This window comes from Paraburkholderia nemoris (genome assembly GCF_905221015.1).
In the GTDB taxonomy this organism is placed as follows: Bacteria; Pseudomonadota; Gammaproteobacteria; order Burkholderiales; family Burkholderiaceae; genus Paraburkholderia; species Paraburkholderia nemoris.
The window spans coordinates 42,067-50,754 of the sequence record NZ_CAJNBO010000041.1 but is presented as its reverse complement, the minus strand read 5'-3'; the positions used below and the strand labels follow the sequence as shown (position 1 = coordinate 50,754).

Genomic DNA, 8,688 nt, shown 5'->3' with positions numbered 1-8,688 from the left:
TAGGCAGACGAGCTGACTGTCCATGTGGCGACAACTGATCGGGTCGGCGCCACAGGAGGGAATATACAAGTAGGCAAAAGAAAGCGGCTAGAAGCCCCTGCTAAGCGGGTCCCGCAGCTCGCTCAGGGTAGTGGTGCATCTGAAATCTGTGTTCGTGCCGCTGCACGCGCTTGTGACAAGGGCGTCATACTTCCGGCGGCGCTGCGCGCGCCGAAGAGCTGTTCATAAAACCGATCGCTACGTTTTGACGCGACGTCTTGCCACCGGGCCGTGGCTCGTCATTGCATTGCCACCAGCGCAGCCGTGACTGTAATCGTGGCACACCGAAATATATTGTTGAGTGGGGTTCCCGCGGTTAATGCGGGAGCACCTCGCCGAGGCGAAGCCGACGGCCCCCACAAACCAAAACCGAACCTCGTGGTTTCCCAAGCAGACCCGTCCGCGACGCACGCAGTGCGGAGTGGGAGCTGATGAATCCTTTGTCACTAACGCCGAATGTGAGAGAACACGGATTCCAGTCGCACCACTACCCCAGGCAAACCACGGTGCCCGCTTAGCAGGGGCTTCTAGCCGCTTTCTTTTGCCTACTTTTCTTTGCGGCGGCAAAGAAAAGTAGGTGCCCCCCGCACAGGGGGAACGCTAATAGACCACTAACAATGCAAGGAAAGGCACCAAAACCAGATCAAGGAAAGGCCAAAGAACACTGACAAACAACCGCCCCGCAGGGAAAAAAACCATAAACCCCAATTTCTATGTGACCATACCCAAACCCCAAAACCCGCACGGAGTGCAACAAAAAAATGCAACACCCTGACCCACTCCACCCCCTGCGCCCCTTCCTGAAAAACTTCGTGTGGGAACACGGCCACATCGGCACTCGCTACCTCAACTGCGTCACCGGCGAAATCAGCTTCGATGACGGCAAAAAATCCCGCTTCGCAGCAGAAAAATACCTCTACGTCCCGCTCGACAAAGACGTCACCGACGACCCACTGGCCACCGGCCCCGCAACCCAGGACGCCGCCCTCGCCCGCTTCCTCCGCGCCGCGCAACTCGGCAAACCCGAAGAAGCCGGTTCCGCCGCAGAAGTCCAACGCGCCGTTCATGATTGTCTCGACCTGGCAATCTTCAGCGCCTATCAGCACGACGCGCTGCAAGCAGTCGACCACTACACGCAAGAAGCAATGTTCGACGACGAAATCCGTGCGGCCCTCGTCGACGATATTCGCCGGGTCTACACGCCCATGCGCGAACAGCTGGCGCTCTACGACTTCACCGTGCTGTACGGTCTGCCCACGCCGCTTCTCTTCAGCGATTCACCCTTCATCGACTGGCGCGTGCGCGTGAAGCCCGCCATGCCGTTCGTCTCGCTGCCCCTCGGACCCTATTCATTGCTGGTCGGCACACCGTCCGGAAGAACCAGTCGCGCCGCACCCGTCGCGTGGAAAACGGCCGTGTCGATGGGCGTGCTAAAAGATCACAATCGCCTGATGGCCGAGCGCGCCCGTCTGTGGATCGTGGCCACCAGCGATGATCAACTGGTCGCCATACAAGATCGCTTCAAGAAAGACGACGCATAACCCGCTGCAGTGCCCCGCATCGCTTTACGCCCCGCGGTGTGAATGCGCCTCAAGCGCAAGCGAAAAGGCCAGATGGCCGATTTCGATGCCCATGGTGTTGATCATGCGCGGCTTATGAAACGCGTCTAGTTGCGCACGTTGCTCAGGGCTGCCGATATCAAGCCGCGCGAGCAGTTCAGCAACGGTCGCATACAGCACGCCGATGTTGCCGTCCTCCACCTTCACCGCAATGCCGAGTGCACCGTTGGCGCCGAGCTGCTCAGTTTGCCGCGACGCACGCACGCCGATGGCATAGCTGCCGTCTGCACCGACCTTGCCGATCAGCGCGCCATCGAACGCGCGCATCAAGGCCGTACAGAAACGCCCCTCGCCTGCTACCCACTCCGGATGCGCGGCCATCGCACGATAGATGCGTGCGAGCGCAACAGTGCGTGGCGAAATGGAGGACGTACTGGACGAAGAAGCCGCAGAAGAAGCCGCAGAAGAAGCCGAAACCTCATCCTCCGCGGCTGCGAGCTTCGCGAACAGTCGGGCGAGTCGGTCGAGGGGGAACGCAGGCGTCGGCAGATTGCAACCGTCGATCGACCATTGCACGGCGTCGTCCGGTAAGTCGCATACCTCGGCGACGGTATGCTTCACGCGCACCTGTAGCGGGTGCTCCGGCAGTTCATAGCCCCTTACTGCCGCGCCGATAGAGCGCGCCCCGGCCAGCATGCCGGCGTGCTTACCCGAACAGTTGCTGCACACCGCATCCGGTTTGAAATCGCGCTTCAGCCAGTCGACGTACACGGCGTCGGACAGCGGAGGATGCCCGCCGCAACGCAGATCGGCTTCGCTGACCTGCGCCTTGGCCAGCATCTGCCTCGTGCGTTCGATATGGCGCGGCTCGCTGCTGTGCGAAGCGCACATGAGCGCGAGATCCGTTTCGTCGAAACCGAAACGCTCGAGCGCGCCGGTCTCGACCACCGCCAAAGCTTGCGCCGGTTTTGCCGCGGAGCGCGCCAGCGTGATACGCGACGGATCGCCGAATGAATACAGCAGGCGGCCATCGGCCTGAACCACCGCGACATGGGCGATATGTGTGTTCTCGATCGCTTCGCCGCGATAGACAGTCGCCGCAATCGGTCCGGTCTCACGCAAAGTCATGTTTGTTCTCCTCCTGATCGCGTCGGTCGTCGCGATCGTTATCAATCATGGTGACGCGAGCGATTCTACGTTCGTCTTTCGCGCAATCCAAATCTCCGTTGGCCAGCCACAGCATGCAAGCGAGTTGCACGAAGCGGCGGCCCATTGCTTAAGCCGCTTCGTGAATATGCTCGACAAGATAGTCGATCAGCGCCCTCACCTTCGGCGGTAAGAAGCGGTTCGGTGGATACAACAGCCACACCGACCCCACGTAAGCGCGCGCTTCGAGATTCCAATCCGGCAGCACTTGCACAAGTTCGCCACTGAGCAATGCATCGGTGGCGGCAAACTCAGGCAGATTCGCGATGCCGAAATCCTGCTGCGCGGCTTCGAGCCGCGCGCCCGCATGGTTGGCGATGTAACGCCCTTTCACGTCGACGGTTTGTGTCTCCGTGCCACGGCGAAAGCGCCAGCGGTTGTCGTCGGCGGTTTCGCCGAGGTAGATGCAATCGTGCTTGAGGAGATCGCGCGGTTGCGCCGGCGTGCCGTGCTCACGTAAATAAGCCGGCGATGCAACCAGCAGCCAGCGCACGGTCCGCAGCCTGCGTCCCGCGAGCCCTTGCGGAGGATGCTCGGTCAGGCGGATCACCAGATCGACATCGTCGGCAAGCGGATCTACGTCGTGATCGGTGAACAGCAATTGCAGGTCGACTTCGTCGTAGGCGCGCAGAAAGCCGGGGATCAGCGGATGAATCACGGTCTTCGCGAACGCGGTGGGCGCGCTCACGCGGACTTTGCCTTGCGGCCGCGCCGCCAGTTGCCCGGCGGCATCCACCGCGCCCGATGCCGCGCTCAGCATATCGCGGCAGAAACGCGCCACCTGTGCACCGGATTCAGTGACCCGCACCGTGCGCGTGGACCGTTCGAGCAGGCGTGTCGCCAACGCGTCCTCGAGCCGTTTGATCTGACGACTGACCGTGGACGGTGTACTGCCGAGCTGACGTGCGGCGACCGAAAAATTGCCGGCATCGACGACGCGCGCGAAAACCGCCATATCCGGCAGCAAGGCAAAAAGATCGGTTGGGTTCATCGTCGGGCGCTCGTGGAGTTTGAGCCGATTAGTGCGTTTGAAACATAAATGCTATGCGCAGCGACCCGATTATCGCCTTGGAAGCAAAGTTCGACAATACGCGCTCATCTGTACGAGGTCCGCCATGTCGAAACAAGAACGCCTGCTTCTGCTATCCGATCTGATGCTGCTCGCGGTCGCCGTGGTGTGGGGCACCAGTTACGGCGTCGTCAAAAGCGCCCTGGTGTTCTATCCAGTTTTGGGTTTGCTCGCGATCCGCTTCGGCATCACCTTCTTGATCCTGTCGCCCGCCTTGCGTCATTTGCGCGCCGCCGATGCTCGCACGCTGCGCGGCGTGCTGATCGCGGGCGCCCTGTTGCTCGGTATTTTTCTCTGCGAAACCTTCGGTATTCTGCTGACGCGCGCAGCCAATGCGGCGTTTCTGATCAGCTTATGTGTGGTGCTGACGCCGCTCGTCGAATGGTGGCTGCTCAAGCGCAGGCCGACTCGCATCGAATGGGCGGCTGTTGCGCTTTCGCTGTTCGGCGCCTGGCTGTTGGCGGGGGATGGCGCGCTGAGTTTCAATCCCGGCGACGCGCTGATTCTGCTCGCCGCGTTGCTGCGCGCGCTGAACGTGTGCGTGACTAAACGTGTGATGCGCGACTCGGCACTGCCGCCGTTGTCGGTGACAGCAGTTCAGTCAGGCGTGGTGGCATTTGGCAGCGCGGCGGTGGCGGTGCTGTTTGTGCCGCAACAGTGGCAACCGCTGCCGTCGCTTGCCGGGCATGCTGTGTTCTGGGGTTACATCGGCTATCTGGTGATCGCGTGTACGTTGTTCGCGTTCTTTGCACAGAACTTCGCGATCAAACGCAGCAGCCCCACGCGCGTGTCGTTGCTGATGGGCAGCGAACCCGCCTTCGGCGCGCTGTTCGCGTGCATCTGGTTAGGTGAACGGATTTCAACGGCGGCATGGATCGGCGGTGCGTTGATCGTTGCCGCATCGATTCTCGCGACGGTGCGATGGACCGCGTTGCGTGTGAGCGCGGCGGGGGCTTAGAGATTCTCCGAGGCCCGCGCCGATCGCTGCACACGCATCTGCCGATTAGCGCGACGCGACCGTGCCCCGCTCGCTCACCACCTCGCCATGCTGCAAGACATACTCGAGGCGCTCGCCCTGCCCGGTCAACACGCCGATATCCTTGAGCGGATTGCCGTCGACCACCAGCACGTCGGCGATTGCCCCTGCTTTGATGACGCCGAGCTTGCCGCGCCGGTCGACGATATCGGCCGCAATCGTGGTGGCCGAACGCAGTGCGTCCAGATTACCGAGCACTTCCGCGCGAATGCGCAATTCGTCGCTCTGGAACGTATGCATTTCGCCGAGCAGATCCGAACCGAAGCCCATCGGTACACCGGCATTTGCATAGATCTGCAGCGAGTCGCGCCCGGCTTGCCGCACGGTCTCAACCTTGGCAATCGAATCGGCGGGCAAGCCGTAATCGGCGCCGTGTTTGGCCAAAGCATCGTAGGTGACCAGCGTTGGCACGACGAATGCGCCGTGCTCGCGCATCAGTTTTGCGGCGGCTTCGTCGACCAGATTGCCGTGCTCGATCGTGCGCACGCCACAGCGAATCGCACGCGAAATCGCGCGGCCTGTGTACGCATGCGCCATCACGTATGTGTTGGCTGCTTCCGCTTCAGCGACGATCGCGCGGATTTCGTCCTCGGAGTATTGCGTGTTGCTGATCGGATCGGTCGGCGAAGCGACGCCACCGGATGCCATGATCTTGATCTGCGTAGCGCCCTTCTGAATCTCTTCACGCACGGCAAGCCGCACCGCATCGACACCGTCGACCACTCGCGCAATTGCCCCGGCGCGAAAGGCGCATGAACAGGGTTCGAGTACATCGCCTCGCGGACGGAAATCGCCGTGACCGCCGGTTTGCGACAACGCCTTGCCCGACGGAAAAATACGCGGCCCTGGAATCAATCCACTCTCCAGCGCCTGCGTCAAACCCCAATCCGCGCCGCCCGCATCACGCACCGTCGTAAAGCCGCGGCCGAGCATCGCCTTCAGGATCGGCAGCGCGCGAATCGCGGTGAGGATATTCGGCTGCGTCGCATTCACACCGAGATTCGCGCGCGAAGCCAGCACGTGCACGTGACAATCGATCAAGCCGGGCATCACCGTCTTGCCGCGTGCATCGATTACGCGCGCATTCGGCAGATCGACAGGGCGATCGGTGACCTCGACGACATGACCGTTTTCGATCACGACGTGATGATGTTCGAGCAACACACCCTGGACCAGATCGAGTACGTTGCCGCCGCTGATTACCGTAATGCTCATTGATATCTTCCTGACTGGATGAAGGAATCCGTCCGGCCATTGTTCGCCGGACGCGCTGCCTCTCAGGCGTGGCTACGGCGCGGATCGCGTACATAGAACGTGCCGACGAGGCTGATGGTCGCGGCGATCATCACGTAGATCGCGGGCGCCATATTGCTGCCTGTCGACGCGATCAGCCACGTGATGAAGAACGGTGCGAAGCCGCCGAAAATCGTCACCGCGAAGTTGTACGCAACGGAAAGACCCGTCGATAACACCTTGGTCGGAAACAGCTCGGAGAAGGCCGCGAGAATCGGGCCCGTGTAGGCGGCGATCAGCAAGCCGAACACGCCCTGAAACACCATCAGCGAAACCAGCCCAGGCGCGCTGTTGATGTAAGCGAACATCGGCCATGCGAGCACCAGGATCAATGCCGCGGCGCCGGAGAGGAAGCGGCGGCGGCCGAAGCGGTCAGCGAGCTTGCCGACCACCGGCGAGAAACACATGATCATCAGGCCACCGAACATGCCGGCACGAAAGCCCATCGATTGCGGCAGATGCAGCGTGCGCACCGAATATGTCGGCATATAGAACAGCAGCACGTACGTGCACACCGTCCACAGAATCACCATCGAGAAACTCGCGAACGTCTCGCGCGGAAAGCGACGGAACACTTCCGCGAGCGGCGAATCGCTTTTGGCCTCTTCCGTAACCGCGCTGAACGCCGGTGTTTCGTCCATGCGGCTGCGAATGAAATAACCGACCGGCCCGATCAGAATGCCGATCAGGAACGGCATTCTCCAGCCCCACGAATGCAGCGCATCTGCGCTCAGACTCGACGTTACGAAAGTGCCAACCCCGGCGCCCAGCAGCACGGCAAAGCCGATGCTCGACTGAATCCAGCTCGAATAGAATGCGCGCTTGCCCGCCGGCGCATATTCGGTAAGAAACGCGGTAGCGGTACCCATTTCGCCGCCGGCCGAAAAACCTTGCAGCAAGCGGGCGACCACGATCAGCACCGGCGCCCACATACCGATCTGGTCATAGGTCGGCGCGAGGCCGATGAGTGCGGTGCCGGCCGCCATCAGCAGAATGGTCAGCGAGAGCGCCGCTTTTCGTCCGACTTTATCCGCGTACACGCCGAGCACGATGCCGCCTACCGGTCGCATGAAAAAGCCCACACCGAACGTCGCAACGGCAAGCAGCAGCGAAGTCAGTTCATTGCCGGTCGGAAAGAACAGCTTGGCGATGATCACCGCGAAAAAACTATAGACGGTGAAGTCGAACCACTCGAGCCCGTTGCCGAGCACAGTGGCGACAATCGCGCGGCGCCGCTGCTGCGCGAGCGAATCCACGGATATCGCGACGTTGGATGAAAGCGTTCCTTGCATGGTCTCTTTCCTTATCAGGCTGCTTGTGCCGCTATTGATGCGGCTGCTGCGTGGCTACGGGTTCGGCGAGCGTTTGCCAGCAAGGCGGCGTGTCGGAATCGAACGGCGCCTCTGCATGCATAAAGCCGATCGTAGAGAGACCTGATTTGTTTTCGAAACGAAAGATTCGCATGCACGCATGCGCGTAGCGCATGCGAAACGCAGTCAAGTTGCGGGTGCGTTGCTCGTCTCAGCGAGTGTTTGGCCGCCCGTTTGCCCGCTTGCCTGCGCCTCGGCCTGCTCGAAAAGCCAGCGCGTAAAGAGGCGCGCCGCCTGGTTCTCCGCGCGGTCGTTTGGCGACACGACGTAATAGCCGCCACCGTGGCTCGCCGATGCTCGCGTGGCGCGCACCAGCAGCCCCTCGTTCAGACACGCATCAATCATGTGACGCCAGCCGAGCGCGACACCCTGGCCGAGAATCGCCATCTGCACGAGTTGCGGATAGTGATTAATGATGACCGACTGTGGCGAGCCAGGCATCTGCACATTGTTAAGCCGGAACCATTCGGGCCACGACATCCATTGCCGCTGGCCGTCTTCCTGCATCAGCAATGTTTCATGCGCGAGATCGGCGGGCTCCAGCACGCGGCCGGCGAGATATCCGGGTGAACATACCGGGTACACGTCTTCGTCAAAAATGCGGCGCGCGGTGAAATGCGGCTCGGCGTGCTGGCGAATGTAATACAGACCTACGTCGAATTCCGCGGGCGACAGCGATGCGAGCCCGTCGCGCACGATCATCCGGATCTTCACGTTCGGATGGGCGGCGCGAAACGCACCCAGGCGCGGCGTAAGCCACAACACCGCCACGCCCGACGAACACGCGATCGTCAACTCGAGATCGCCGTATCGCTTCATCACATCGAGTGTGGCTTCCGAGCAATTGGCAAGCAGCCACTGCACATGCTTGGCGTAGCGTTCGCCGGCGATCGTCAACCGTAGCGCGCGATGCTCGCGCACGAAGAGCGAGCGGCCGAGGAAGTCTTCGAGTTGCGCAATCTGGCGGCTGACCGCGCTTTGCGTCAGATGCAGTTCTACGGCCGCTTTAGTGAAGCTGGCATGGCGTACGGCCGACTCGAACGCGATCAGGCATTGAAGCGGGGGTAAAGGGGCGATCCGCATGATGAAGGTGGCCGAGTGAGGTTGCCACCATCA

General features: G+C 61.4%; 8 protein-coding genes. 2 read left to right on the top strand and 6 right to left on the bottom strand.

What is annotated here, in order from left to right; all coding sequences use genetic code 11:
* The first annotated feature begins 800 nt into the window (after positions 1-800).
* The gene (locus tag KHO33_RS37620) at positions 801-1,580 is read left to right on the top strand and encodes a hypothetical protein (protein ID WP_200567758.1); all 780 of its coding nucleotides are present in this window, start codon (positions 801-803) and stop codon (positions 1,578-1,580) included.
* 24 nt (positions 1,581-1,604) lie between these two features.
* Here the strand turns inward: KHO33_RS37620 and KHO33_RS37615 are convergent, their stop codons facing one another.
* From KHO33_RS37615 to KHO33_RS37605, 3 genes are read right to left on the bottom strand one after another with little or no spacing between them, the layout of a single operon-like run.
* Positions 1,605-2,726 carry an asparaginase gene (locus KHO33_RS37615; protein WP_200567757.1) on the bottom strand — a complete coding sequence of 374 codons (1,122 nt, stop codon included), beginning with the start codon at positions 2,724-2,726 and terminating at the stop codon, positions 1,605-1,607.
* Complete coding sequence (locus tag KHO33_RS37610; protein WP_200567756.1) at positions 2,713-2,871, bottom strand: hypothetical protein; 159 nt, start codon at positions 2,869-2,871, stop codon at positions 2,713-2,715. Before KHO33_RS37610 ends, KHO33_RS37615 begins: the two co-directional genes overlap by 14 nt.
* Before the next feature lie 3 nt (positions 2,872-2,874).
* Complete coding sequence (locus tag KHO33_RS37605) at positions 2,875-3,795, bottom strand: LysR family transcriptional regulator (RefSeq protein WP_200567755.1); 921 nt, start codon at positions 3,793-3,795, stop codon at positions 2,875-2,877.
* A 124-nt stretch (positions 3,796-3,919) separates the two neighbouring features.
* Here KHO33_RS37605 and KHO33_RS37600 point away from each other — a divergent pair, with 124 nt between their 5' ends.
* Positions 3,920-4,831, top strand: coding sequence for a DMT family transporter (locus KHO33_RS37600; RefSeq protein WP_054042107.1), 912 nt, complete (start codon positions 3,920-3,922; stop codon positions 4,829-4,831).
* A 45-nt stretch (positions 4,832-4,876) separates the two neighbouring features.
* Here the strand turns inward: KHO33_RS37600 and KHO33_RS37595 are convergent, their stop codons facing one another.
* From KHO33_RS37595 to KHO33_RS37585, 3 genes are all read right to left on the bottom strand, one after another.
* On the bottom strand, positions 4,877-6,124 hold the full coding sequence (locus KHO33_RS37595) for a metal-dependent hydrolase family protein (protein ID WP_054042109.1): 1,248 nt from the start codon (positions 6,122-6,124) through the stop codon (positions 4,877-4,879).
* A gap of 62 nt (positions 6,125-6,186) precedes the next feature.
* The gene (locus tag KHO33_RS37590) at positions 6,187-7,494 is read right to left on the bottom strand and encodes an MFS transporter (RefSeq protein WP_200567754.1); all 1,308 of its coding nucleotides are present in this window, start codon (positions 7,492-7,494) and stop codon (positions 6,187-6,189) included.
* Between the two features lie 204 nt (positions 7,495-7,698).
* Positions 7,699-8,655 (bottom strand): LysR substrate-binding domain-containing protein, encoded by a 957-nt coding sequence (locus KHO33_RS37585; RefSeq protein WP_054042113.1) that lies wholly within the window; start codon positions 8,653-8,655, stop codon positions 7,699-7,701.
* Positions 8,656-8,688: the final 33 nt, after the last annotated feature.